Below are 24735 nucleotides of genomic sequence, written 5' to 3'. Positions count from 1 at the left end.
GTGAACGATCAGACTCATGTCAAAGGGCCCCAGGCCCTGGATTTCAAAAGTGCCACTCTATACGCCGTACGGGTGGTGCTGCGCTCTGCCGATACCGCGGAGCAGTTGGCCGCACTGGCCCAACGCATGAAAGATGCCGGTTCGTTTTTTGAAGACGAACCCGTTGTCATTGACGCCAGCGCGATTGACGCAGCCATTGATTGGGCCGCGCTGACCGATGCTTTGCGCCAGCACAAGCTGCATCCGGTGGGCATCATTGCTCACCCCGATCATGCAGATGGTGCAATCGACAGTGGCCTGCCTCATGTTGAGCTGTCCAACCCGCCTGCCCGTCCGCAAACACAGGCGGCTCCTGACAAAGAAGTGCCCGTGCTGTCGCAATCGGCGCCAGAGACTCCTGCCGCTACTGCCCCACCACCACCGGCCATTGCCCCGGCAGCTCTCATCATTAACCGTCAGCTTCGTTCCGGCCAGCGTATCTACGCTCGCCACACGGATTTGATTGTGATTGGTGCCGTCAGCCAAGGTGCTGAAGTCGTGGCCGATGGCAATATCCATGTCTACGGCCCACTGCGCGGCAAAGCCATGGCCGGTGCTCGCGGTGATACCAAGGCGCGCATCTTCACCACCGAGCTGGATCCGGAGCTGATCGCCATTGCCGGGGTTTACCGTATTATTGAAACCCGGCTGGATGAGCAACTGCGCAACAAGCCAGCGGTCGTGACGCTGGAAGAGGATACGCTTAGATTTGATCCCCTAAGCTCCTAGCAGTACACCGCGCCGGCTCATGCCGGCGCTTTTTATACAGACCTATGTATATAGCTGCACGTTTGAAATAGATTCGGCGATGCAACAAAGCGCGAAAGCAAACGTGTAAGCTGACACTGAACAAAGCAATTGATATGTTTTGTTTCTAAGCAGTAGGCTAAGTGGCAGAACGGATGTCAAAATTAGGCCCGTTATGCTTTACGATTATGTGACTTGAAAAACAAAGGAATCCGATTGTCATGGCGCGTATAGTTGTAGTGACCTCAGGCAAGGGTGGCGTGGGAAAAACCACCACCAGTGCCAGTTTTGCATCTGGGCTGGCGATGCGCGGTCACAAGACCGTGGTCATCGACTTTGACGTCGGTTTGCGCAACCTGGACCTGATCATGGGTTGCGAGCGACGCGTGGTGTACGACTTCGTCAACGTGATTCAAGGCGAAGCAACGCTCAATCAAGCTCTGATCCGTGACAAACAGATTGAAAACCTGTACATCCTGCCTGCTTCTCAGACGCGCGACAAAGACGCGCTAACCCGTGAAGGGGTGGAAAAAGTTCTGGAAGAACTGAAAGGCATGGGTTTTGAATACATTGTGTGCGATTCGCCCGCTGGTATCGAAACTGGTGCCTTGATGGCCTCTTACTTTGCTGACGATGCGCTGGTGGTAACCAACCCCGAAGTGTCTTCGGTACGTGACTCGGACCGCATCCTGGGCATTCTGGCCGCCAAATCGCGCCGTGCTGAACAGAATCAGGAACCGATCAAAGAATATCTGCTGCTGACCCGCTACAGTCCCAAGCGCGTGTCCGACGGCGAGATGCTGTCCTTGCAAGACGTCGAGGACATCTTGCGCATCAAACTGATTGGGGTCACTCCCGAATCCGAAACCGTGTTGCAAGCTTCTAACCAAGGAGTACCCGTTATCCATATCAAAGAAAGTGACGTAGCCCAGGCCTATCACGACATCGTAGATCGCTACCTGGGTGGCGACAAACCATTGCGCTTTGTGGATTACGAAAAACCAGGCATCTTCAAGCGCCTGTTCGGAGGAAAGTAATATGTCTTTCCTGTCCTTTCTGCTGGGTCATAAAAAAACATCGGCAACGGTTGCCAAAGACCGTTTGCAGCTGATCCTTATTAACGAACGTGGTCAAGGGGGCGTTGCCCCTGACTACCTGCCTCGCTTGCAAAAAGAGCTGGTTGAAGTGATTTCACGCTACGTGAAAATCAATCCTGATGACATCAAGGTGAACCTGGATCGTCAGGACTCGCTGGAAGTGCTGGAAGTCAAAATCGAAATGCCCCAGATCGATGCCAGCGCGCTGGACAAGAAGTAAAGCGCACAGCATCAGCAAACTTGTTTGACTGCTATGGCCATCCACCAAGGATGGCCATTTTCTTTGGTCTCAAGCTTTACCAACAGCACTGCCCAGAAGACCGCTAAACGCCTGCCTGCACAGTCAGGCCCAGATGCTAGGTGTGTACCAGATCAGGCCCACCAGGCCGCTCACAGCTCTCTTGATAGCACTGGTGGCCCAACTGCCTGCCCGCGCATGACTGCGCCTGCAGCGAGCTAAAAGCAGAACCCATAAAAAAACCTCAAAGCCGGAATCGAAATCCCTGCGCTTTGAGGCTTTCCCCGTTGAGCGCACAGCGCTCAAACAGGACAATACGGTTTAACGGTTCTTGCCAACCTGGTCGCCAATGACGCCGCCAATAGCAGCTCCACCGACCGTGCCCAAAATGCCGCCGTCGGTAATGACCGCACCGGCAACACCGCCCAGACCGGCACCGGTAACAGCACCCTTCTGGCGTTTATTCATTCCATCCCAGGACGAGCAGCCCGCCATCACGACGGCCAGTACTGTAGCCAAGCCCACTTTAGTGATAGTAGTCATTTTCATCTGCAAATCTCCGTGAAGTATCCGTGCTCAACACGGCAACAAGACCTATCTTCACCCTATGTTGCCAATTAGTCCAGACTCTATTGTTAATCAACGCAACATATGTAATTAGCTGACTGATGAACTTACTTGATTAAAGCTAAAACCTGCTTGAATACTGGGTTGGCCGGTGTCTCCAGCCATTCAAACATGGCCATTTCGGCGCTAACGCGCTCCAGCCCATGCATAGCCCAACGATCCCAGGCCGCCTGACGGGACTCGGGATGACGCGAGCCGACACAGTCGCCCACCAGCACAGGCTCGTAGCCATGCTCCTTCAAACCCAGGCCAGTTTGTAACACGCACACGTGAGACTCTGTACCCAGTAACAAAACCCGGGTACGACCTACAGGCAAAGCTGGCAGAAAATCCATTTCCCGCGTGGCATCAAAGTGCTTTTTATGCAGGACTTTGTCCACATGCGGCAGTAAAGCAGGGTCGGTCGGGCCGATTTTCTCGGCCCAGTGCTCGGTAGCCAGGACCGGCACTCCCAATAAGCGTGCTGCCTGTGCCAACTTTCCGGAACGTTCGACTAAAGCTTGATGGTCTGCAATGGCGGGCAAAAGCCCCGTTTGCATATCAACAATCAAGACGAAGGACTGGTGAGCATTGAGCACAGGCATGACACTTTCCTTATTTCAGGGATTTGTAGCGGATACGACGTGGTTTGGCAGCATCTTCGCCCAGGCGGCGCTTCTTGTCTGCCTCGTATTCCTGATAGTTGCCATCGAAGAATACGGCTTGTGAATCACCTTCAAAAGCCAGAATATGAGTGGCAATACGGTCCAGGAACCACCGATCGTGACTGATGACCATGACCGAGCCCGCAAATTCCAGCAAGGCATCTTCCAGCGCGCGCAGGGTTTCCACGTCCAGATCGTTGGACGGTTCGTCCAGCAGCAACACGTTGCCGCCCGCGATCAGTGTTTTGGCCAAATGCAGACGGCCACGTTCACCACCGGACAGATTGCCCACGATCTTGTTCTGATCGGCGCCCTTGAAGTTGAAACGGCCCAGATAAGCACGCGATGGCATTTCAAAGCGGCCTACCGTCAACAAGTCTGCGCCATCAGCGATGGCGTCAAAAACCGTTTTTTCATTGGCCAGCGCATCACGCGACTGGTCCACATACGCCAGTTTGACGGTTTGCCCCAGCGTGACAGTGCCCGAATCCGGCTGCTCTTTGCCGGCCAGCATGCGGAACAGAGTCGATTTACCCGCGCCGTTAGGGCCGATAATGCCGACAATCGCGCCTGGAGGCACTTTAAAGCTCAGGTTGTCGATCAAGAGGCGATCGCCATAGCCCTTGCTGACATTTTCAAATTCGATCACTTCATTACCCAGACGCTCGGCCACAGGAATAAAGATTTCCTGAGTCTCGTTGCGCTTCTGGTATTCGTGCGAAGACAGTTCCTCAAAGCGGGCCAGACGGGCTTTGGCCTTGGCTTGACGGCCCTTGGGGTTCTGACGAACCCACTCCAGCTCTTTCTTGATAGTGCGTTGACGGGCACTTTCAGAAGCTTCTTCCTGCTTCAGGCGGTCGTCTTTCTGTTCCAGCCAGGAGCTGTAGTTACCCTTCCAAGGGATACCATGTCCACGGTCCAGTTCCAGAATCCATTCAGCGGCGTTATCCAGGAAGTAACGATCGTGAGTGACCGCTACGACAGTACCGGGGAACTGGCGCAGAAACACTTCCAGCCAGTCCACACTTTCGGCGTCCAAGTGGTTAGTCGGCTCGTCCAGCAGCAGCATATCTGGCTTGGACAGCAGCAACTGACACAGCGCGACGCGGCGCTTTTCACCACCCGACAAATTCCCGATAGACGCATCCCATGGCGGCAAGCGCAGGGCGTCAGCGGCAATTTCCATCTGGGTTTCAATATCGTCCGCACCACTGGTAGCAGCGGCGGCAATGATGGACTCCAACTCGGCCTGCTCAGCGGCCAAGGCATCAAAGTCAGCATCGGGCTCGGCATATTCAGAGTAGACCTGATCCAGACGCTGACGCGCCTCGAACACTTTGCCCAGGCCAGCCTGTACAGCTTCGCGTACAGTGTGCTCGGGGTTCAACTGAGGTTCTTGAGGCAGGTACCCAATTTTGATTCCTGCCATCGGGACGGCTTCGCCCTCGATCTCGGTATCTACCCCAGCCATGATCTTGAGCAGGGTGGATTTGCCCGAGCCGTTCAGGCCCAGCACACCAATCTTGGCACCCGGAAAGAAAGACAAGGAGATATTGCGCAGAATCTGCCGCTTGGGCGGCACGATTTTGCCCACGCGGTTCATCGAATAAACGTATTGAGCCATATAAACCTAAAAAGGAAAAACAGGTCGTGTTCGGAAAACTGGGATTGTAGGCGTTTGGCGCCCAAAAGGCGCGCTTCTGTCTGGTCCAGAGGCTAACGCCGGGCCTGAGTGCAGGCCTGTCCTCAGGTAATATACTCACTTTATGCTGACAATCCAAAAACACCATGTCCACACCCCAAGCCCCTGATCTTGTCTTTACCGCCGCAGAACTTGAAACCCTGGGTCGCACCGCCGATGCACTGAGCGCCTACTTGGGCCGTGCTGTGCTGGCCGAAATTGTGGGTGCGGAAGAAACAGGTTTTGAATGGGTCATCTTTGCCATGCCCCTGGACAAAAACGAAGACGAAAGCGAATTTACCGTCGTTCAAGTTGGTGGCGAGCAAGCCCGAATCGTGGGTAACCGCGGCGGCCTGGACCCCAAGGACACCGCTGTCTACGCCTGCCGCTACCTGTGGGCCATTCAATTAAGCGATGCCGAGCCAGTACGCTTTATTAAAGTCGACGAAGAAGGCGAGGAAGTCGCCTGGACCGAAACGCTGGAAGAGCTGCTGCCCTTTGCCTTGGGCGAAGACGCCTTCGCCCCCGATGACGATGAAGACGAGGAAGACAGCGCAGACGAAGACGATGACACTCCGCAGGCAGGCGCACAGGGACACACCCTGCATTAATCCCGGCAATTAGGCATCAGGCTCAGCTCGCATCCTTTTAACGGAGATGCGAGCCCCCTTAAGCCCGCAACCTGTCCCGCAGGTACAGGGCTACCCCCGCCGGCCACATCAGGCCAACCAGCAAGTACGAAGCTAAGCCTTGCAGGCCATACGCTGCCGGTGGCTGGCGCCCACTGGCCCGCAGATGCAGGCCAAAGCGCGTGTACCGGGCTGCCGCCATTAAAAAGGCCTTGGGTTCATAACGAAACCAAGGCAAACACTTCACCACCGTATCCTGCGCCAGCAGCCACAAACCCAGTGCATGTTGCTGGCTGGTCTTGCCCTGCACAGATAAAGAATCCGGGCTGTCGTGATAGACCCGGAAGACCGTATTCACAAAACGGTTTTTGTAGCCTGCCCGCGCAATTGCGCGCCACACCAGACTTTCAGGCACAAAGCCCTCGATCTGATCGGGAAAGGGGAATTTGCGCAAGACGGCTGTGCTGAGACAACCAAACTTTTCGCCGCGCACATGGTAGCGAAAGCTCATGTCCAGCGCGCTGGCATCAAACACATCAGCAGGAAACATATCCCCCACCACATGGCCATCGGGACGGACACACAGGCCCGTAATACCGGCATAGCGGCCACGCTCCTCAAGCGGGATGTCTGCCCAGATCTGCGCCATATCGTAGAGCGCATTCACCATCAAAGTATCGTCACTGTCCAGCGCGACCAGCAGTTCACCCTGCGCCAAGGCCACGCCGTGATTGAAAGCTGCTTTTTTGTGGGCGTTTTCTTGCCAGGCGTAATGGATGGGGAATGGGGCTTGCTGTTGCCAAGTCTGGACCAAATCCCTGGTGCCGTCGGTGGAGCCGTCGTCCACCACCACCCATTCAAAGTCCTGATAGGTTTGCTCGCATAAGGATTGGTACACGCGCTCCAGGGTATGAGCACGGTTATAAGTCGGGGTCAGGACGGTAAATAAATGGCGCCACGGCATCATGGAGAATCCCCAAGCCTAGTTGCTTGAATTATTGCGACAGGAATGACTTACATTTGCATGAGAATGACACCATCATATGCCAAGCATAGACTAGCGCTGCGCACTATCTATAGAGAGATTCCCGACCCCGAATTAAAATCAAACGCGCACAAAAAAACCACAGGCAAGCCTGTGGTTTTTTTGCTGCTGGGCGTGCTGTCAGGCGGAGAAATCAGATTTCTGGCCGAACACCGCTCAAGAAAGCACTTATACGCGCTTAACTTTTTCCAGCATTTTGAACACGCCCTTAGGGGAGCGAACAAACAGACGTTTGAAAGCTTTACCCAGGCAACGACGCTCCAGCGTGTTGCGGCTCGTGCGTTTGATTTCCGCCATGGTGATCTCCGATCTTAATGTAAGCCCTGCCGGATGATCCCGACAAAAGCGCAATAGCTAACCAGAAATTCTACCGTAATCCGCGTTAAGATACAAAGGCTAGAGTGTGCATGCCCGGCAACACCCCGCTGGCATGTGCCGCTCGCACTGGCGCATCGGGCCTGTTTAACCAGGTCTTTGCCTGCCTCCTCTTACTCTGCCCTCTCCAAAAAGCCGACCTTGCCATGAGCTCAGAAATTCGCATTTTTGGCGCCCGCCAAAATACCCTGAAAAACCTGAATGTCCGTATCAAAACAGGCGAATTGTTGGTGATAACCGGCGTTTCCGGATCAGGCAAAAGTTCGCTGGCCTTTGACACCCTGTATGCAGAAGGCCAGCGCCGCTACGTAGAGACCTTCTCGCCCTATGCGCGTCAATTTTTGGACCGCATGGACAAGCCCCAGGTCGATCGCATTGAAGGCATTTTGCCCGCCATTGCCATTGACCAGGTGAACCCGGTGCGCAACTCGCGCAGCACCGTGGGCACCATGACTGAGCTTAATGATTACATCAAGCTGCTGTACGCCCGCTTGGGCGAGCTCTATTGCCGCCAGTGCGCCCAGCCGGTGCGCCGCGACAATGCTGACACCATTGCCAGACAGATTCGCCAACTGGCCACCGATCACGATGACCCGCGTCTGGTCCTGACCTTTCCCGTCAAAGTTCCGGCCAACTTCACGCAGCAAGAAATCGAAACCTTGCTGCATCAGCAAGGCTATACCCGCCTGCACCATGAAGAGACGCATACCGTCACGGCCAGCAGTACCAAAAAGGGTAAAACCAGCAAGGCAGCCCCTGTAGAGCAAAAGACCCTGTATGTGGTACAGGACCGCTTTCGCTCCAGCACAGTCGAGCCTGAGCGCTTCATGGAAGCGATTGAAGCCGCTTTGCGCCACGGTGCAGGCAAGCTGACTGTCTATGCCTCGGCCAGCGCCGATGGCCCCGAAACCGCCTGGCGTTTCAGCCAGGGACTGCACTGTGCACAGTGCGATATTGAATACAGCACCCCAGTTGCCAGCACCTTCTCGTTTAACTCGCCTTTGGGCGCGTGCGAAACCTGCCGTGGCTTTGGCCGGGTCATGGGTATTGATTACGGTCTGGTCGTTCCAGACCCCAGCAAGAGCCTGCTGGAAGGGGCCATCCGCCCTTGGCAAACGGCCAGCTATAAAGAGTGTCAGGTAGAGATGGAACGCTACGCACCGGCTGCGGGTGTGCGCTTGGCTGTGCCGTGGAAAGACTTGAGTCAGGAAGAGCGAGACTGGGTCATCAACGGCACTCCCGATTGGAAAGGGGGCAACCAAGCCTGGAAAACCCAGTGGTATGGCGCCCAACGCTTTTTTGACTGGCTGGAATCACGTGCCTACAAAATGCACGTACGTGTCCTGCTGTCCAAATACCGCAGCTATAACACCTGCCCTTCTTGCGCCGGTTCACGTCTGAAGCCTGAAGCCAGCCTGTGGCGAGTGGGCGATCAGGCAGCACCCGCTGACTCCCGTTACCCCCGCTTCATGCCTGTGCACTCACAGTGGCTGCGCGAGCAGTTGGACGCCATGCCGGGTTTGAGCGTACCGGACCTGATGCGCCTGCCTATTGAGCATGTGCGCACTTTCTTCCGTGGTCTGCACTTTGGCGATGCGCGTGATGCAGCCATTGATCTGCTGCTGAAAGAAACCCTGTCCCGCCTGGACTATTTGTGTGATGTGGGCCTGTCCTATTTGTCTTTGGACCGCCAAAGTCGCACGCTATCAGGCGGCGAAGTCCAACGTATCAACCTGACCACGGCGCTGGGCACCTCGCTGGTCAACACCTTGTTCGTCCTGGATGAGCCCTCGATCGGCCTGCACCCACGCGATATGCATCGCATTATCGAGGTCATGCACCGACTGCGCGGCAACGGCAACACGCTGGTCGTGGTCGAGCACGATCCTCAAGTCATGGTGGCCGCTGACCGCATTCTGGATATGGGCCCTGGCCCCGGCGAGCGTGGCGGCCAAATCCTGTTTGACGGCACCCCCCAATCCTTGCGTAGTGCCGAAACCCTGACAGGGCGGTATCTGAGCGGCGAACTTAGTATTGAGTCGCCCCGCCCCATGCCGGTGGCTGAGAACACCCCACGCCTATTGCTGGAAGATGTCAGCGCCCACAATCTGCGCCACATCTCTGTCTCTATTCCTTTGGGCCGTTTGGTCTGCGTCACCGGTGTCTCGGGTTCGGGAAAATCCACACTGATTCAGGATGTGCTCTACCCCGCCATCTTGAAGCAGCAAGGCAAACCCACCGAATCCCCCGGCCCTTATGGCGCTTTGTTAGGTGCCGAGCAATTGGCTGAAGTGGTGATGGTGGACCAGACGCCCATCGGCAAAACCGCCCGCTCCAACCCCGCTAGCTATGTAGGCGCTTTCGACCCGATTCGCAAGCTTTTTGCTCAGGCTCCGCTCTCTAAAGAGCGCAGCTACACGCCCGGCACCTTCAGCTTCAATAGTGGTGATGGCCGCTGCCCCACCTGCGGTGGCACAGGTTTTGAACATATCGAGATGCAGTTTCTATCTGATGTGTACCTGCGCTGCCCGGACTGTGATGGCAAGCGCTTCCGCCCTGAGGTGTTGGAAGTACGTATCGAACACTTTGGTCGCAGCGCCTCGATTGACGAGGTGCTGGACATGACCGTGCACCAGGCCATGGAGTTTTTTGAAGGCCTGCGCGATGTGCAGACTGGTCTGGCTCCGCTGGCCGATGTAGGCCTGGACTACCTGAAGCTGGGCCAACCTGTGCCTACGCTGTCAGGTGGTGAGGCCCAGCGTCTGAAACTGGCCGCCTATCTGGCACAGGCTTCACGCACACGTCTAAGCCAGGTCAAAGTCGCCAAAAAAGGCAATCTGTTCCTGTTCGACGAACCTACAACCGGCCTGCACTTTGACGATATTGCGCGCCTGATGCGCGCCTTCCGCAAACTGCTGGCCGCCGGTCACAGCTTGCTGATTATTGAGCACAATCTGGATTTGATCCGCGCGGCAGACTGGATCATCGATCTGGGCCCCGAAGGCGGCGAACATGGCGGCTTGCTGCTGGGTGCTGGCACGCCTGCCGACATCATGGCGTTGGAGCAGTCCCATACAGGCCATGCTCTGAAAGAATACGAAGCCGCCACCATCGGTAAAGGCTCGGCTCTGTTCCAAGAGCCAGCTGTGGACTACAAGGCTAGCTCCGGCGATACCAATCAGGGCCACATCGCCATTCTGAATGCCCGAGAGCACAACCTGAAAAACATCTCGGTCCATATTCCGCACAACACCTTTACGGTGGTGACCGGGGTGTCGGGTTCTGGCAAGTCCACTCTGGCGTTCGACATCCTGTTTAACGAAGGTCAGCGTCGCTATCTGGAATCGCTGAACGCCTACGCCCGGGCCATTGTGCAGCCGGCCGGTCAACCGGATGTGGACGCAATTTACGGTATTCCCCCTACGGTTGCCATTGAACAGCGCACCAGCCGCGGCGGGCGCAAGTCCACCGTAGCCACGATGACGGAAATCCATCATTTCTTGCGCCTGCTGTATGTAAAGCTGGCGACTCAGTACTGCCCGGACTGCCATGTGCCGGTGGCCCCGCAAACTGCCGAACAGATCGCCGCCCAATTGTTGCGCGATCACAAAGGCGAACATATTGGCTTGCTGGCTCCCTTGGTGACGGCCCGCAAAGGCTATTACACCGACTTGGCCAAATGGGCGCAGGGCAAGGGCTACACCCACCTGCGTGTAGATGGCGAATTCATTCCCGTCAATCCTTGGCCACGCCTGGACCGCTACAGCGAACACACGCTGGAGCTGCCGGTGGCTGACCTGATTATTGACCCCCGCCACGAATTGCAATTGCGCCAGGCCATCCGTGAAGCGCTGGAGTTGGGCCATGGCTCCTTTAGCGTGCTGTCGCCTTTGACTCCCGCTGGCTCCCAGTCGCTGGAACAACGCCGCCAAGGCACACCGCTGTCCACTGCCAGCCAGCAGCATTTCTCGGTCAAACGTGCATGCCCGTGTTGTGGCACCAGCTTCCCTGAGCCGGACCCACGCATGTTTTCCTACAACTCTAAACATGGCTGGTGTACAGATTGCTTTGGAACCGGCTTGAAGTTGACCGGCTTTGACCAGGCTCAGACAGGCGAAGAAAACAGCTGGAACGCTGGTTACGATGGCGAGGCTGTGGAATGCCCAAGCTGCCACGGACAACGCTTGAATCCGGTATCACTGGCCTTTGAATGGCGCGACCAGTCCATTGCCAAACTGGCGGGCCTGCCTGTCGATCAGGCACAAACCTTTTTTGGTGGCCTGAACATGAGTGGCCGGGAAGCCGAGATTGCGCGCGATATTCTGAATGAAATCCGTAGCCGTCTGGACTTCATGCACGAAGTGGGCCTGGGCTATCTGGCCCTGGACCGTGCGGCCCCCACCTTGTCGGGTGGAGAAGCCCAGCGTATCCGTCTGGCGGCTCAGCTAGGATCGAACCTGCAGGGCGTTTGCTATGTGCTGGACGAACCCACAATCGGCCTGCACCCACGCGACAACCAGATTTTGCTCAATGCCATGGCGCGTCTGGAACGCAATGGCAACACCTTGGTGGTGGTTGAGCACGACGAAGATACGATCCGCCGCGCCCAGCACATTATTGATATGGGCCCGGGTGCCGGCAAGCGCGGGGGCGAGGTCATTGCCCAAGGCACGCTGGCCGAAATCATTGCCAACCCAAATTCGTTGACAGGCCGTTACCTGCGCCAGCCGCTCAAGCATCCCATGCAGGCCCGTCGCCCCGTACAGGCTGACGCCCCCATGCTGACCGTCCACGAAGCTAGCTTGCACAATCTGAACAAGGTGCAGGCCAGTATCCCGCTGGGCAAGCTCAGCCTTGTGACCGGCGTATCCGGCTCCGGCAAGTCCACTTTCGCGCGTGATGTGCTGCTGGACAATCTGCAGCGTGTGGTGGGCCGCAAAGACCCGCCCGTTTGGCAGGGTTGCTCCAGCATCAGCGGCTGGGAAAGTCTGGACCGGGTGCTGGAAGTGGATCAGACCCCTATCGGCAAAACGCCCCGCTCCTGCCCCGCCACCTATATCGGCTTCTGGGACGAAGTGCGCAAGCTCTTTGCCAATACCAATGATGCCCGTCTGCGCGGCTGGAGTGCATCGCGCTTTTCGTTCAATACTGGCGACGGCCGCTGCCCCCTGTGCGAAGGCCAAGGCATGCGCACGCTGGAAATGAGCTTTCTGCCCGATGTAAAAGTGCCGTGTGATGCCTGCCATGGCAAACGCTTCAACCCTGAAACCCTGGCCGTCACTTGGCGCGATGTATCGGCAGGTCAGTTACTGCAAATGGATGTGGACGAAGCGGTTGAATACTTTGCCGCTCATCCTAAAATATTGCGCCCTCTGCAATTAATGCAGAGCGTCGGACTGGGTTATCTAACTCTGGGCCAACCTTCTCCCACTTTATCCGGTGGCGAGGCACAGCGCGTCAAGCTGGTCAGCGAACTGGTCAAAGCACGTCTGGATGAGGGCATCACCCGCACCGGCCGCGCCTACAAGGCTCCGCACACCCTCTACGTGCTGGACGAGCCCAGTGTCGGCCTGTCCATGGCCGATGTGGAAAAGCTGATTGTGGTGCTGCATCGCCTGGTCGATGCAGGCCATACGGTGCTAGTGATTGAACATAATCTGGATTTGATTGCCGAAGCAGATTGGATTGTTGATCTGGGCCCCGAGGGCGGCTCGGGCGGTGGCAGGCTGGTTGTGCAAGGCACTCCAGATCAGGTACAGGCCAATCATGCCTCGCACACCGGCATGGCTTTGGCGGAATTTTTAAAGGAACACGGCGCATGTATGGCCGATTTGAAGACAGAATAAAAGGCTATGCGTTGGAAATGCAGGGCTACCTGGGCCATGTACAGGCCCGTAGCCCTGAAGAGTTAGAAACTGCTTTTGCTCAAATTGAACACGCTCGGCAAGCAGGTCACTGGGTCGCCCTGGCCCTGGATTACGAACTGGCCGAGCTGTTTGAGCCCCGTCTACCCGCCCGCGAACCTGCCGCTCACGCCCCTTTGAATGCGCTGATTTTCAAAACAGCCACGCAAGTGCCCTTGTGGAGCGAGGCCGCCGCCCCAGAGCTACGCGTTAGTCTGAAAACTAGCCAGAAAGACTATCGGGACGCTCTGGAACAGGTCCGAACAGGACTACAAGCCGGAGATTTTTACCAGATCAACTACACCATGCCCCTACATATCCAGTCGGATATGCAACCGCGTGAGTTATACACTGCACTGGCAAGCCGCCACCCCGTGGCCTACGGTGCCTATCTGGATCTGGGCGAACGCCACATTCTGTCCCTATCACCCGAACTGTTTCTGGAAAAGCGCGGCAACTGTGTACGTACCCGCCCCATGAAAGGCACTCGCCCGCGTGATACCGACCCCGCACGCGATCTGCAAAATGCACAGGAACTGCAAAACAGCCTGAAAGACCGGGCCGAAAACCTGATGATTGTGGACCTGCTGCGCAACGATTTGGGCCAAGTAGCGCGCACCGGCAGCGTACAAACCACCAGTTTGTTCGATGTAGAGCAATATGCTTCGGTCTGGACAATGACCTCCAGCGTGCAAGCCGACGTAGACTCGGACTGCAGCCTGGAAACGCTGCTGCGCGCCCTGTTCCCCTGTGGTTCAATTACCGGCGCGCCCAAGCTGGCCGCCATGCAGTGCATACGTCGCCTGGAGCACCATAGACGCGGCATTTACTGCGGTTCGGTCGGCTTTCTTAATCCCAATGGTGATCTGTCCCTGAATGTCAGCATCCGCAGTCTGGAGCTGGACAGCCAGGGGCAAGGCACATTTGGTGTAGGCGGCGGCATTGTGCTGGACTCGGACCCCGACCAGGAATGGTTGGAGTGTCTGTGGAAAGCGCGTGTCTTGCAGGCCCCTGTAACACTGACTTAAAGGCAGCATCATGAGCCAAAGCAAACCTCAGTTGATAGAAACCTTGCGGGTAGACGCGGACGGCCAGATCCCCCTGCTGGAGCTGCATCTGGAACGCGTGGCACGCAGTTGTGCGGTCTTGGGCTACGAATGGGATGCCAACATCTGGTTGCAGGCCATGCACAATGCGCTAGGCCAGGCCCCCGTCAATACTCCATTGCGCTTGCGTATTTTGTGGGGGGCTGACACCAGCGCCCAGGCTCAAGCCCATGCCTTGCCGGTACTGGACGGACCTTTGCAATTGAGCCTGTCCAAAACGCCCTTGCCCGCGCTGGACCCGCTGCTGTCTCACAAGACCACGCATCGCCCGTGGTATCAGGAGGCCAGCACGCTGCTGGAACAGAACCCTCACTTATTTGACGTGATCTTTCTGGATGCGCAAGACCGGGTGTGTGAAGGCAGCCGCAGCAATATTTATGTTCAGGACGAACAAGGCCAATGGTGGACGCCGCCCGCTCATGGCTGGCTCTTGCCCGGCGTACAACGACAAGCCCTATTAAATAGCGGCTTGGCCCGTGAAGCGGAGATTTCGCTGGAAGCCTTGCACAATGCGCGGGCCATCCGGGTCTCGAATGCCCTGCGCGGGTGGCAAGATGCCTTACTGGTTAAGGATGCGGTTTAAGGCGTAATCAGCCGCCTGCATACCCATGCTGGCGGTCACGGTGACACCGGAGCCGTAGCCAGCACACGCCAGACCTTGCAAAGCACCATCTTCAGCTTGAGTCCAGTTCTGAGGCAGGCGGGTTTCCTGTTCAAACCACAAACAATCCACGCCCATGCGCGGCACCCGCTTTAAGGCACGGCCCTGAGCGTCGCTGCCACGGGCAAAGCCATGTTGCTTACGCAAGATCTGACGCAGTTTGCCCAACAGCGCATCATGGCGTGCCACCGACAAGTCTCCCCGACGCAAGCTCAAGGGATCTGTTTTACCGCCCGCCCCACCGCAGCTCAGTAAAGAGACTTTGCAACGCTTGGCCTGCAAAATCAGCGCAATCTTGGCGCTGGCCTGATCGGTACAGTCCAGAAAGACGTCAGGGCTTTGCTCCATCAAGCTGGCGGCATTGTCCTCGGTCACAAAGTCTTCCAGCAACTGCACCTGGCACTGCGGGTTGATCTGGGCGATGCGCTGCGCCATCGCCTCAATTTTGGCCATGCCCAAGGTACTGTCCAACGCAGGCAACTGGCGGTTGATATTGGACTCGGCAATATTATCCAGATCAATCAAGGTAATCCGGCCCACCGCAGAACGCGCCAGAGCTTCAACGGCCCAGGTCCCGACACCGCCTATCCCCGCCACCATCACATGGGCGGCCGCCAGACGCTCGCGTGCACCGGCTCCATATAAACGATCCAATCCACCGAAGCGGCGCTCGGCATCCATGTTGTGCTGCTCTGTCATGCAATCCGTCCATCACCGGCCCGTACGGCCAAACCCGTCAATTTTACGTCTAATTTCGCTGCCCCAGCCCTTGAACGGCCTCTTATGCCCTGCTTGCTTGACACGGCTCTGCCAAATAGCAACACTCGTATAAGCAAATTAGTATTTTTCCTTAGTTATCAGCGAGAAAGCCCGCTACAGTGGGCTTTCATTGCTCTACAATCTTCATAGGTTTCAAGCATCTGTGATTTTGGCTTACCACCCCTTTTTGCCGTGAACATCGATCCTATTTCCGCCCAGCCTTCTGCCGTACCCACACCCTGCAGCTTTCGAGTCTTGTCTGACGAGGAGCGCAACGCTTCTTTGCGCCAGTCTCTGGAAGAGGTGCAGTGGTGCGAGAAACAAGACCTTTGGGTCTATGGCTACGGTTCTTTGATCTGGCGTCCCGATTTTGAGTTCGTGGAGCAGCGTCAAGCCTTGCTGCGCGGCTATCACCGGGCGCTGTGCCTGTGGTCACGCATCAATCGTGGCACACCTGAGCAGCCCGGTCTGGTGTTCGGGCTGGACGTGGGTGGTTCCTGCCGAGGTATGGCCTTCCGTATTCCCGCCGACAGCGTACCCAAGGTGTTCGATGCCTTGTGGCTGCGCGAGATGCCCAGTGGCGCGTACATTCCCCGCTGGTTGCGTTGCCGCACCAGCCAAGGCGATATTCGCGCGCTGGTCTTTACGATGAACCGCAAGACCGATGCGTACGTACCCCGTATGCCGGACGAACAGCTGCGGCAAGTGGTGTATTCAGCCCAGGGCACCAATGGCCCCTGCATTGAATACGTCATGGAAACCGCCTCCGCGCTGCAACGCTCTAAAATTCTGGATAAACGCCTGCAATCAGTGGTTCAATTACTACAGAACCAAACTGCACAGCTTATTCCTCAACAAGCCTAAGAGCGCCCCATGTCCCTTGCTGATTTTCGTAATGAATACGAACGTTTTTCCCTGAGCGAAAACGAACTTTGCGCCGATCCCCGCCAGCAGTTTCACCGCTGGATGGATCAAGCAATGGAGTTGAAGGAAGTCGAGCCGACCGCCATGACACTGGCCACAGTGAATGAGCAAGGCCGCCCTTCAGCCCGTATCGTGCTGCTCAAAGCGTACGACGAGCAAGGCTTGGTGTTTTTTACCAATTACCAGTCCCGCAAAGGCGCTGATCTGGATCACAACCCGTGGGCCAGCCTGTCTTTCTTTTGGGCCTCCATGGAGCGTCAAGTACGCTTTGAAGGCCGCATCAACCGTATCAGCGCCGCAGAATCCGACGAATACTTTCACAGCCGTCCTTTGGGCTCGCGTATTGGTGCCTGGGCTTCGCCACAAAGCCAGCCCATCACCCGCGAAGAACTGGATGCACGCGCCAAGCAGTACACTGACAGCCTAGGTGAACATCCCGCCCGCCCTGAACACTGGGGCGGCTTTCGACTGACACCGGACCATATCGAATTTTGGCAGGGCCGCGCTTCGCGCCTGCACGATAGGCTGGTGTTCGACCGCAAGGACCAATCTGACTGGCAGGTGAGCCGACTGGCTCCTTAAAGGCGTGTTCTTGGTATCGCCCCCTGCCTCAGACACGATGCAATGACTGCTTTTTCTTCTTCTTTCGATAGCGATTTTTTCCGCTCGGCGCTAGGCCGTTTCGCCACCGGCGTGACGGTCGTCACCGGCCCGAATAAAGATCAGGCGGATCAGGCCCTGGGCCTGACCGTCAGTTCCTTTAACTCGGTCTCCCTGAATCCACCTCTGGTGCTCTGGTCTTTGGCCAAGCGCTCCCAGTCGCTGGCCCATTTTGTTGAAGGGGCCGGTTATGTGATTCATGTCCTGGGAGCCAGCCAGTTATCGGTTGCCAAGCGTTTTGCCTGGGGGGAGCAAGCGGATCGCTTTCGCGACCATCCCATCACGTATTCGCCGCGGGGGCTCCCCATGCTGGATGACGATCGCTGCAGCGCCTGGTTTGAATGTAAACCCTACGCCGTGCACGAAGCGGGCGACCACTTCATCTTTATTGGTGAAGTCACTCACTGCGAACGCAGCGCGCACCAGCCCCTGATCTATCATGCAGGCGACTTTGACCTGACACCGTCCCTAGTGTGATGGGGTGTTTCAAACAGCACCTGACCGTGGCCGCAAGCCGGGAGTACACTACGCCTTTTGCTCCAACGCGCCCATAAGGTCTTGATCATGGCAAATGACGTCGATTGCATTGTGCTGGGAGCTGGAGTGGTAGGCTTGGCCTGCGCTCGGCAACTGGCTCAGCAAGGCATGGAGGTACTGCTCATCGAGCAGACCGCCAGCATTGGCAATGGCGTCAGTTCACGTAATTCGGAAGTCATCCACGCAGGTATCTACTACACACCCGGTAGCCTAAAAGCGAAGCTGTGCGTAGAAGGTAAAGCCCTGCTCTATGACTACTGCCAGCAACACCATATTGATCACGCCCGTTGCGGCAAGCTGATTGTGGCCACTAGCCCTGAACAAGAAGCCGACCTGCTGAGCTTGCAGGCGCAGGCACAGGCTTGTGGTGTAGACGATTTACAGTGGCTTAGCGCGGCCCAAGCCAAAAGCCTGGAGCCGGCCTTGCACTGTACGGCCGCCCTGCTCTCCCCTTCAACCGGCATTGTGGACAGCCACGCCTTGATGCTGGCCTTGCAAGGCGATGCGGAAAACCACGGCGCACAGCTCGTATTCAATACCCCATTTGTCAGCGCGCGCGTTCTGCCGGGTCAAGGCTTTGAAGTCCAGGTGGGTGGCGCGGAAGCCTTCAGCCTGAGCTGCACCCACCTGATCAATGCCGCTGGCCTGGGAGCGGTAGCCGCCGCCCGACATATCGAAGGGCTGAGCCCCGATCACATCCCTGCTGCTTACCTTTGCAAAGGCAGCTATTTTTCCCTGGCAGGCCGCTCGCCTTTCAAGCATTTGATCTACCCCATGCCCAATAAAGCGGGCCTGGGTGTGCATCTGACGCTGGATCTGGCGGGCCAGGCCCGGTTTGGTCCGGACACCGAATGGGTCCTGGATGAAAACTACGATATGGACCCGCAGCGCGGCCAGTCTTTTTACGCTGCTGTGCGTGAATATTGGCCTGCCCTGCCCGATCACAGCCTGAACCCGGCCTACAGCGGTATTCGGCCTAAAATTGTGCCCGCAGGCCATACTGCCGCCGACTTCGTCTTTTCAGGTCCCGCGGCTCACGGTATCCCCGGACTGCTCAATCTGTTCGGGATTGAATCCCCCGGCCTGACTGCTTGCTTAGCCATTGCACAACACAGCCAACAGGCCCTGCTCCAGGCAGATTAAAAACTTTTCTGAAATCTTTACAATACTGTCGATGAACGATTACATCTTGACCCTATCCTGCCCGGATCGCACCGGCATTGTCCACAACGTATCGGGTTGGTTGCTTGAACAGAATGGCAACATTGTTGAAGCCCAACAGTTTGGCGACGCCGCCACCAACCGTTTTTTCCTGCGCATCCAGTTTTCTTTGCCAGAAAAACAGGAAGTGAGCCAGCTGCAAGCCGGTTTCGCCCCCATCGCTGAAAAATTTGGCATGGAAGCCAATATTTATGATGCGCAGCGCAAAGCCCGCCTGCTGATTTTGGTCAGCCGCCAAGGCCACTGCCTGAACGATTTGCTGTTCCGTGCCCATAGCGGTCAGCTGCCGGTGGAAATTGCTGCCGTGGCCTCTAACCACACCGACCACGCAGGTCTGGCATCGTCCTACGGCATTCCTTTCCATCACCTGCCTGTCACGCCTGAAACACGCCCCGCTCAAGAGCAGCAGATCATTGATCTGGCTCGCGACCTGAAAATTGATCTGGTCGTGCTGGCCCGCTACATGCAGATTTTGTCCACCAATCTGTGTGGTGCCCTGTCTGGCCGTGCCATCAATATTCACCACAGCTTCTTGCCCAGTTTCAAGGGTGCGCGCCCCTACCACCAGGCTCACGCCCGAGGTGTGAAGATTATTGGCGCCACGGCTCACTACGTCACCGCTGATCTGGACGAAGGCCCCATCATTGAGCAAGACGTGGAACACGTAACCCACGCCGTCAGCCCGGACGAGTTGACCCAGATCGGTAGCGATGTGGAATCCCTGGTTCTGGCTCGTGCTGTACGTGCCCACGTTGAGCACCGTATCTTGCTGAACGATCAGCGCACTGTCGTGTTCCGCTAAGCGCCGCTTTTAAGCGAACCGGCTCAATCGAACAAAAAGCCCTGTCTGCGTAGATTCTGATCTACGCAGACAGGGCTTTTTAGTGCCCGCTGCTTTATCGTCTTGGCTGCTGCTAGCCCAAGGCTCTATCAGGTTTCGTCAAACCAACACTTAATGCCCCAAAGCCAAACCTTCACGCCGCGGATCCACCCCGGCCTCCAGGCCGTCTTTTGTCCAACGGATCACATGTGTGCCACTGGGAAAGGGCTGCTCACGGACTTCATGCCCCATAGCGCGTAAAGCTTGAGCCTGTTCGGTCACAGTTGTTCCGGCTTCAAGCTCGGTTGCCCAGTTACGGCTACCGTAATGCGGCAAACTGACCGCCTCTTGGGCATCCAGATCCCACATCAACATGCCCGTCAGTGCCTGAGCCACATAAGGAATAATGGCGCTGCCACCGGGCGAGCCCAGTGCAATCACGGGACGCCCGTTTTCCAGCACCATCATGGGTGCCATCGAGCTTCGGGGCCGCTTGCCCGGCTCTACCCGATTAACGGACAAGCGGCCCAAATCATCTTTAGGGCTCAGAGCAAAATCCGTCAATTGGTTGTTCAGCAAGAATCCGCGCACCATGATCTTGCTGCCAAAGGCGGATTCCACCGAGGTGGTCATGGATACCACCTGCCCCTTGGCATCCGCAACAGATAAATGGGTTGTGGATGGCAGCTCCAGCGTGGTGTCCTTGGGGGCCTGTGAATCCGCCAAAGGTTGACCGGCTTGAGCATGGCCCATGGAACGATCAGCCTGGATCAAGGCGGCACGTGATTTCAAATAATCCGGTGACAGCAGCGCTTGCTGGGGCACTGTCACAAACGCTGGGTCCGCCACCCAGGCGTCCCTGTCTGCAAAGGCCAGACGCCCGGCCTCGGAGAAATAATGAATGGCCTGTGCCGACTGGGGCGGCAAGCTGGCAATAGGCGTGTGCTGCAAGATGCCCAGCATCTGCATCACGCTGATCGCCCCCGAACTGGGCGCAGCCATGCCGCACAAGGTCACTTGTTGCCATTCCATACAGAGCGGCACACGACGCAAGGCGCGATACTGCTTCAAATCTGATTCCGCCAGATCCCCTGCAATGGGATCATGAGCAACGGCCGCTACCATCTCGCGGGCCAGTTCCCCTTCGTAAAAGGCCTGAGCCCCCTGCTTGGCCAGCAGACGCAACACTTGGGCATATTCCGTATTCCGCAAACGATGGCCCACTGGCAAGGGCTTGCCCTGCGCGTCCAAAAAATAGGCCCGGGTCACGGCTTTATCGGCCAGTTCAGGATTATCGCTAATCAAGGTGTGCAGACGCGGGCTGACTTCAAAGCCGGCCTCGGCCAGCTCAATGGCAGGATCAAACAAATTAGCCCAAGGCAAGATACCACCGTCTTTATGCATCAGCTCCAGAGCGCGCATCAGTCCCGGCACGCCCACGGAGCGACCACTATTGACGGCTTGCTTGAACGACATGGTTTTGCCATCCAGCTCGAACCGGTCCAGGCTGCTGGCGGCGGGCACTGTTTCGCGGCCGTCATAGCTGATCAGGCCGATCTTGGGCTGAAACATCAATAAAAAGCCACCGCCACCGACCCCCGACGATTGAGGCTCCACCAAGCCCAGCACCAACTGGGCGGCAATCGCCGCGTCAACCGCACTGCCGCCTTGATCCAGAATACGCAGACCCGCACGCGTGGCTAAAGGATGTGCCGTCACCACCATGCTTTTTTGGGTAAGGACTTTGTCCCGCTGCACCAGCCCGCTGGCCGCTTCGGGATTCAGATGCTGAGCAGCCACTGTCTGAGCCTGAACGGGCAGTGTCAGGGCTAAAGCCAACGCCCCCGCTAATACAGCCGGTTTCCAGTGCGATCTCATAGATTCTCCTTTTCTTGCTCAAGCAGCCATTGCTCCAGCAGCAGCACGGCTTCGCTGGGCTCATTGGCGGTGGGGTAACTAAAAAAATAGGCTTCGCTCACTGGCATGGCGTGCTGCGCGGGCATGATCAAGTCCCCTTGATTCAGCGCTTGTTGCACTAAAAAACGCGGCATCAGCGCCACGCCCATATCGGCCTGCAAGGCAGCCATGACCAGGCTGAACAGCTCGTAGCGCGGGCCGGAGCTAACGCGCAGATCTGGCTCCAAACCCGCCGAACGATACCAGTCCGACCAGCTATCTGGCCGCGTAGACATGTGCAGATGAACCAGCGTTTGCCAGTCGTCCTGGGTCGCCAGCCTGGGGGAACAGACTGGAACCAACTCCCCTTCATCAAATAGCTTGATGCCCTCTGTCTGCGGCCATAGCTGCCGACCATGATAAATAGCAGCATCAAAGGGGTGGTCACCAAACTGAAAAGGCGTCGTCCGTACAGACAGGCTGACGGTGATATCGGGATAGCGCTGGGCAAAGCCTGCCAGACGCGGCATCAACCATACCGTAGACAAGGTAGGCAGAACGGCCAAATGCACGCTACGCCCAACACCGGCACGTGCGATCAGGCTGAAGGTGTCTTTGCCAATCTGCTCCAGATGATGTCGGATACGAGCCGCATAGTCCCGGCCCGCTGGCGTCAAGACAAGACGGCGGCGCACGCGGGTGAGCAGGCTCACACCCAGGCGCTGCTCCAGGCCGCTGACCTGACGGTAGATCGCACTATGAGTCAAGGACAGTTCCTCAGCGGCACGTGAAAACGTCCCCAAACGGGCCGTTGCCTCAAACGCCTGCAATGCACCCAAACTAGGCACGCCTTGTCTCATTCACATCCCCTTTTCTGAACCCTGGGCTGGTCGGCCTCAAGCGACATCGTTACGTCAGCACACGACATTGTGCAATTTTATCCATTGCCTTGTGCGCTTTACGCACACTATCCTGAGACATTATGACGTTCCTGCCTGCTGTTGTAGCGCGCTTGCCGCCCCTCAATACGCCACAGTCAGCGATACTCATCCTGCTCTTTTCAATTTTCCGGCCTGACCCTGCCCCCTTAGGGCTGTCAGGCTGACTGTATTTGATCTTCCCGGAGTAGCACTATGTCTGCCAATCCCTCGTTCCATTGGGACGACCCGCTGCTGTTGAACCAGCAGTTGAGCGATGAAGAACGTATGGTGCGCGATGCCGCCCATGCCTACGCGCAAGAAAAACTGCTGCCGCGTGTGCTGGAAGCGTTCCGCCATGAACAAACGGACCCCGCCATCTTTGCCGAAATGGGGGCCTTGGGATTACTGGGGGCCACCATTCCCGACACCTATGGTGGTGCTGGGCTGAACTACGTGAGTTATGGTTTGATCGCCCGTGAAGTGGAGCGCGTGGATTCAGGCTACCGCTCCATGATGAGCGTGCAGTCCTCCCTGGTCATGGTGCCAATTTTTGAATTTGGCAGCGAAGAGCAGAAACACAAATATCTGCCCAAGCTGGCCAGCGGTGAATGGATTGGCTGCTTTGGCCTGACGGAACCCAATCACGGCTCCGACCCTGGCGCCATGGAAAGCCGCGCGGTGAAAGTGGATGGCGGCTACCGCCTGAGCGGCAACAAGACCTGGATTACCAACTCCCCGATTGCCGATGTGTTTGTGGTGTGGGCGAAAGTGGTAGGTGGTGAGGACGATGGCAAAATCCGCGGCTTCATTCTGGAAAAAGGCATGAAGGGCCTGTCCACGCCCGCCATTCACGGCAAAGTGGGCCTGCGTGCCTCATTGACTGGCGAGATCGTCATGGCGGATGTGGAGATTGCGGACAGCCAAGTCCTGCCCAAGGTCAGCGGCCTGCGTGGTCCTTTCACTTGCCTGAACTCCGCTCGTTTTGGAATTGCCTGGGGTGCCCTGGGAGCGGCTGAGTCTTGCTGGCATACCGCCCGTCAGTACACCCTGGATCGCAAGCAGTTTGGTCGCCCGCTGGCTGCCAACCAGCTCATCCAGAAAAAGCTGGCCGATATGCAAACCGAGATCACACTGGCGCTGCAAGGCTGCCTGCGTTTGGGACGCATGAAAGATGAAGGCACAGCGGCGGTGGAGATCACCTCCATCATGAAGCGCAATTCCTGCGGCAAGGCCCTGGATGTTGCCCGTTTGGCACGCGACATGCTGGGTGGAAACGGGATCTCTGACGAGTTCGGTGTTGCCCGCCATCTTGTGAACCTGGAAGTGGTCAATACCTATGAAGGCACCCATGATGTACACGCCTTGATTCTGGGCCGTGCACAAACCGGGATTCAGGCTTTCTTCTAAAGCAGACCCAACAAGGGGCAAGGCAAGAGGCTTTGCCCCTTGTACGTTCAGAGCCTGATCAAACTCCTAAATTGCCTGTTTTGGGAATACAGCTCCCCGTCTGCGTCTGTAGTTTTTTACCGTCGGGATATCCCAAGGAAAAAACATCCCTTCGGAAGCAGCGGGCAACAGCCGTAGTGTGGGGATTCTTTCCAGTCACAGGGCCGTTTTCAAGACAAAAACGGCCCCTGGAAAACTGACTGGCCCAAGAGATAGCGTGGTGTCTTTTTATTCTTGTTCTGGCTTCAGTTCAAACATGCTGGTGGCTTCCAGCTCCAGCACCAATTCATCGCGCTGGTTAAAAACATTCCAGTTCCAACGCACGATGCCCAGGTCTGAACGGCTGCTGGACACACGTTTGGAAGCTACTGTGGCTTCCAGTCGGATAGAGTCTCCTGCCCGCACTGGCAGCACCCAGCGCAAACGCTCCAGGCCTGGCGAGCCAAAGGACTCGGAGTCATGCAAGGCAGAGTCCACCGCCATGCGCATGGTCTTGCCGCACGTTAACCAGCCGCTGGCGATCAAACCGCCCCAATGGCCTTCTTCAGCCTGCTTGTCATCAATGTGAAAGGACTGCGGATCGTATTTCTGGGCAAATTCCAGCATTTCTTCGCGAGTCACAGGAACGAGTGGATGGGTGATAACCATACCCACTTCAAAATCAGCAAATTTCATGTTGTGGTGCAACAAAAAAAAGATCGAGAGCGCCACTCTACCATCTCTGCCAGAATTTGCAGCAAGCTCCCCTATAAGGCACTAA

The 24735-nt window shown here is 56.8% G+C and carries 22 protein-coding genes; 13 read left to right on the top strand and 9 right to left on the bottom strand.

What is annotated here, in order from left to right; genetic code table 11:
* The 3 genes from minC (at nucleotide 1) to minE (ending at nucleotide 2103) form a co-directional block, all read left to right on the top strand.
* Nucleotides 1-768 carry a septum site-determining protein MinC gene (gene minC / locus AC1RSM_RS11110; RefSeq protein WP_492932465.1) on the top strand — a complete coding sequence of 256 codons (768 nt, stop codon included), beginning with the start codon at nucleotides 1-3 and terminating at the stop codon, nucleotides 766-768.
* Nucleotides 769-1007: 239 nt separating this feature from the next.
* Nucleotides 1008-1823, top strand: coding sequence for a septum site-determining protein MinD (gene minD, locus AC1RSM_RS11105; protein ID WP_492932463.1), 816 nt, complete (start codon nucleotides 1008-1010; stop codon nucleotides 1821-1823).
* A 1-nt stretch (nucleotide 1824) separates the two neighbouring features.
* A complete protein-coding gene (gene minE / locus AC1RSM_RS11100) occupies nucleotides 1825-2103 on the top strand; it encodes a cell division topological specificity factor MinE (RefSeq protein WP_492932461.1) in 279 nt (92 codons plus the stop codon).
* A gap of 339 nt (nucleotides 2104-2442) precedes the next feature.
* Here the strand turns inward: minE and AC1RSM_RS11095 are convergent, their stop codons facing one another.
* From AC1RSM_RS11095 to ettA, 3 genes are all read right to left on the bottom strand, one after another.
* Nucleotides 2443-2670 carry a YMGG-like glycine zipper-containing protein gene (locus AC1RSM_RS11095; RefSeq protein WP_492932459.1) on the bottom strand — a complete coding sequence of 76 codons (228 nt, stop codon included), beginning with the start codon at nucleotides 2668-2670 and terminating at the stop codon, nucleotides 2443-2445.
* A gap of 125 nt (nucleotides 2671-2795) precedes the next feature.
* Nucleotides 2796-3332, bottom strand: coding sequence for an isochorismatase family protein (locus AC1RSM_RS11090; protein WP_492932457.1), 537 nt, complete (start codon nucleotides 3330-3332; stop codon nucleotides 2796-2798).
* 10 nt (nucleotides 3333-3342) lie between these two features.
* Nucleotides 3343-5016 carry an energy-dependent translational throttle protein EttA gene (ettA, locus tag AC1RSM_RS11085; RefSeq protein WP_492932455.1) on the bottom strand — a complete coding sequence of 558 codons (1674 nt, stop codon included), beginning with the start codon at nucleotides 5014-5016 and terminating at the stop codon, nucleotides 3343-3345.
* A 164-nt stretch (nucleotides 5017-5180) separates the two neighbouring features.
* On the opposite strand from ettA, the gene AC1RSM_RS11080 reads away from it, so the two are divergent.
* Complete coding sequence (locus AC1RSM_RS11080; protein ID WP_492932453.1) at nucleotides 5181-5684, top strand: hypothetical protein; 504 nt, start codon at nucleotides 5181-5183, stop codon at nucleotides 5682-5684.
* Nucleotides 5685-5742: 58 nt separating this feature from the next.
* Here AC1RSM_RS11080 and AC1RSM_RS11075 read toward each other — a convergent pair whose 3' ends face one another.
* Nucleotides 5743-6669 (bottom strand): glycosyltransferase family 2 protein, encoded by a 927-nt coding sequence (locus AC1RSM_RS11075; RefSeq protein ID WP_492932451.1) that lies wholly within the window; start codon nucleotides 6667-6669, stop codon nucleotides 5743-5745.
* Between the two features lie 246 nt (nucleotides 6670-6915).
* Nucleotides 6916-7044 carry a hypothetical protein gene (locus AC1RSM_RS11070; RefSeq protein ID WP_492932449.1) on the bottom strand — a complete coding sequence of 43 codons (129 nt, stop codon included), beginning with the start codon at nucleotides 7042-7044 and terminating at the stop codon, nucleotides 6916-6918.
* Nucleotides 7045-7268: 224 nt separating this feature from the next.
* Here AC1RSM_RS11070 and uvrA point away from each other — a divergent pair, with 224 nt between their 5' ends.
* Genes uvrA through AC1RSM_RS11055 form a run of 3 tightly spaced genes read left to right on the top strand, consistent with a single transcriptional unit; the run spans nucleotide 7269 to nucleotide 14714 of the window.
* On the top strand, nucleotides 7269-12968 hold the full coding sequence (gene uvrA / locus AC1RSM_RS11065; protein ID WP_492932447.1) for an excinuclease ABC subunit UvrA: 5700 nt from the start codon (nucleotides 7269-7271) through the stop codon (nucleotides 12966-12968).
* Nucleotides 12941-14053 (top strand): aminodeoxychorismate synthase component I, encoded by a 1113-nt coding sequence (pabB, locus tag AC1RSM_RS11060; RefSeq protein WP_492932445.1) that lies wholly within the window; start codon nucleotides 12941-12943, stop codon nucleotides 14051-14053. The genes uvrA and pabB overlap by 28 nt, the downstream gene beginning before the upstream one ends.
* A 10-nt stretch (nucleotides 14054-14063) precedes the next feature.
* Nucleotides 14064-14714, top strand: coding sequence for an aminotransferase class IV (locus AC1RSM_RS11055; RefSeq protein WP_492932443.1), 651 nt, complete (start codon nucleotides 14064-14066; stop codon nucleotides 14712-14714).
* Here AC1RSM_RS11055 and AC1RSM_RS11050 read toward each other — a convergent pair.
* Entirely contained in the window at nucleotides 14691-15491 is an 801-nt protein-coding gene (locus AC1RSM_RS11050) for a tRNA threonylcarbamoyladenosine dehydratase (protein ID WP_492932441.1), read from the bottom strand. The genes AC1RSM_RS11055 and AC1RSM_RS11050 overlap by 24 nt on opposite strands.
* Nucleotides 15492-15743: 252 nt before the next feature.
* Between AC1RSM_RS11050 and AC1RSM_RS11045 the strand changes: the two genes are divergently transcribed.
* From AC1RSM_RS11045 to purU, 5 genes are read left to right on the top strand one after another with little or no spacing between them, the layout of a single operon-like run.
* Entirely contained in the window at nucleotides 15744-16415 is a 672-nt protein-coding gene (locus tag AC1RSM_RS11045; RefSeq protein ID WP_492932439.1) for a gamma-glutamylcyclotransferase, read from the top strand.
* A 9-nt stretch (nucleotides 16416-16424) separates the two neighbouring features.
* Nucleotides 16425-17057: a pyridoxamine 5'-phosphate oxidase gene (gene pdxH / locus AC1RSM_RS11040; protein ID WP_492932437.1), complete on the top strand. Its 633-nt coding sequence runs from the start codon at nucleotides 16425-16427 to the stop codon at nucleotides 17055-17057.
* Nucleotides 17058-17099: 42 nt separating this feature from the next.
* A complete protein-coding gene (locus AC1RSM_RS11035; protein WP_492932435.1) occupies nucleotides 17100-17612 on the top strand; it encodes a flavin reductase family protein in 513 nt (170 codons plus the stop codon).
* Nucleotides 17613-17669: 57 nt separating this feature from the next.
* The gene (locus AC1RSM_RS11030) at nucleotides 17670-18815 is read left to right on the top strand and encodes an NAD(P)/FAD-dependent oxidoreductase (RefSeq protein ID WP_492932433.1); all 1146 of its coding nucleotides are present in this window, start codon (nucleotides 17670-17672) and stop codon (nucleotides 18813-18815) included.
* 25 nt (nucleotides 18816-18840) lie between these two features.
* On the top strand, nucleotides 18841-19695 hold the full coding sequence (gene purU, locus AC1RSM_RS11025; RefSeq protein ID WP_492932971.1) for a formyltetrahydrofolate deformylase: 855 nt from the start codon (nucleotides 18841-18843) through the stop codon (nucleotides 19693-19695).
* Between the two features lie 150 nt (nucleotides 19696-19845).
* Here the strand turns inward: purU and ggt are convergent, their stop codons facing one another.
* Both ggt and AC1RSM_RS11015 read right to left on the bottom strand, forming a co-directional pair.
* Complete coding sequence (gene ggt / locus AC1RSM_RS11020) at nucleotides 19846-21591, bottom strand: gamma-glutamyltransferase (RefSeq protein ID WP_492932431.1); 1746 nt, start codon at nucleotides 21589-21591, stop codon at nucleotides 19846-19848.
* Entirely contained in the window at nucleotides 21588-22469 is an 882-nt protein-coding gene (locus AC1RSM_RS11015; protein ID WP_492932429.1) for a LysR substrate-binding domain-containing protein, read from the bottom strand. The genes ggt and AC1RSM_RS11015 overlap by 4 nt, the downstream gene beginning before the upstream one ends.
* 273 nt (nucleotides 22470-22742) lie before the next feature.
* Between AC1RSM_RS11015 and AC1RSM_RS11010 the strand changes: the two genes are divergently transcribed.
* Nucleotides 22743-23936, top strand: coding sequence for an acyl-CoA dehydrogenase (locus AC1RSM_RS11010; RefSeq protein ID WP_492932427.1), 1194 nt, complete (start codon nucleotides 22743-22745; stop codon nucleotides 23934-23936).
* 267 nt (nucleotides 23937-24203) lie between these two features.
* On the opposite strand, the gene AC1RSM_RS11005 is transcribed toward AC1RSM_RS11010, so the two are convergent.
* Nucleotides 24204-24650, bottom strand: coding sequence for a MaoC family dehydratase (locus AC1RSM_RS11005; RefSeq protein ID WP_492932425.1), 447 nt, complete (start codon nucleotides 24648-24650; stop codon nucleotides 24204-24206).
* Nucleotides 24651-24735 lie beyond the last annotated feature (85 nt).

This window comes from Alcaligenes sp. GW821-FHT11D07, assembly GCF_058808495.1.
Note: the sequence above shows the minus strand (reverse complement) of the source record. Positions and strands in the feature narration are given on the sequence as shown.

Bases quoted from the DNA above. Each gene is read 5' to 3' on its own strand.
- minD (WP_492932463.1), top strand. From the start codon at position 1,008: ATGGCGCGTATAGTTGTAGTGACCTCAGGCAAGGGTGGCGTGGGAAAA.
- minE (WP_492932461.1), top strand. From the start codon at position 1,825: ATGTCTTTCCTGTCCTTTCTGCTGGGTCATAAAAAAACATCGGCAACG.
- AC1RSM_RS11095 (WP_492932459.1), bottom strand. From the start codon at position 2,670: ATGAAAATGACTACTATCACTAAAGTGGGCTTGGCTACAGTACTGGCC.
- AC1RSM_RS11090 (WP_492932457.1), bottom strand. From the start codon at position 3,332: ATGCCTGTGCTCAATGCTCACCAGTCCTTCGTCTTGATTGTTGATATG.
- ettA (WP_492932455.1), bottom strand. From the start codon at position 5,016: ATGGCTCAATACGTTTATTCGATGAACCGCGTGGGCAAAATCGTGCCG.
- AC1RSM_RS11080 (WP_492932453.1), top strand. From the start codon at position 5,181: ATGTCCACACCCCAAGCCCCTGATCTTGTCTTTACCGCCGCAGAACTT.
- AC1RSM_RS11075 (WP_492932451.1), bottom strand. From the start codon at position 6,669: ATGATGCCGTGGCGCCATTTATTTACCGTCCTGACCCCGACTTATAAC.
- AC1RSM_RS11070 (WP_492932449.1), bottom strand. From the start codon at position 7,044: ATGGCGGAAATCAAACGCACGAGCCGCAACACGCTGGAGCGTCGTTGC.
- uvrA (WP_492932447.1), top strand. From the start codon at position 7,269: ATGAGCTCAGAAATTCGCATTTTTGGCGCCCGCCAAAATACCCTGAAA.
- pabB (WP_492932445.1), top strand. From the start codon at position 12,941: ATGTATGGCCGATTTGAAGACAGAATAAAAGGCTATGCGTTGGAAATG.
- AC1RSM_RS11055 (WP_492932443.1), top strand. From the start codon at position 14,064: ATGAGCCAAAGCAAACCTCAGTTGATAGAAACCTTGCGGGTAGACGCG.
- AC1RSM_RS11050 (WP_492932441.1), bottom strand. From the start codon at position 15,491: ATGACAGAGCAGCACAACATGGATGCCGAGCGCCGCTTCGGTGGATTG.
- pdxH (WP_492932437.1), top strand. From the start codon at position 16,425: ATGTCCCTTGCTGATTTTCGTAATGAATACGAACGTTTTTCCCTGAGC.
- AC1RSM_RS11035 (WP_492932435.1), top strand. From the start codon at position 17,100: ATGACTGCTTTTTCTTCTTCTTTCGATAGCGATTTTTTCCGCTCGGCG.
- ggt (WP_492932431.1), bottom strand. From the start codon at position 21,591: ATGAGATCGCACTGGAAACCGGCTGTATTAGCGGGGGCGTTGGCTTTA.
- AC1RSM_RS11015 (WP_492932429.1), bottom strand. From the start codon at position 22,469: ATGAGACAAGGCGTGCCTAGTTTGGGTGCATTGCAGGCGTTTGAGGCA.
- AC1RSM_RS11010 (WP_492932427.1), top strand. From the start codon at position 22,743: ATGTCTGCCAATCCCTCGTTCCATTGGGACGACCCGCTGCTGTTGAAC.
- AC1RSM_RS11005 (WP_492932425.1), bottom strand. From the start codon at position 24,650: ATGAAATTTGCTGATTTTGAAGTGGGTATGGTTATCACCCATCCACTC.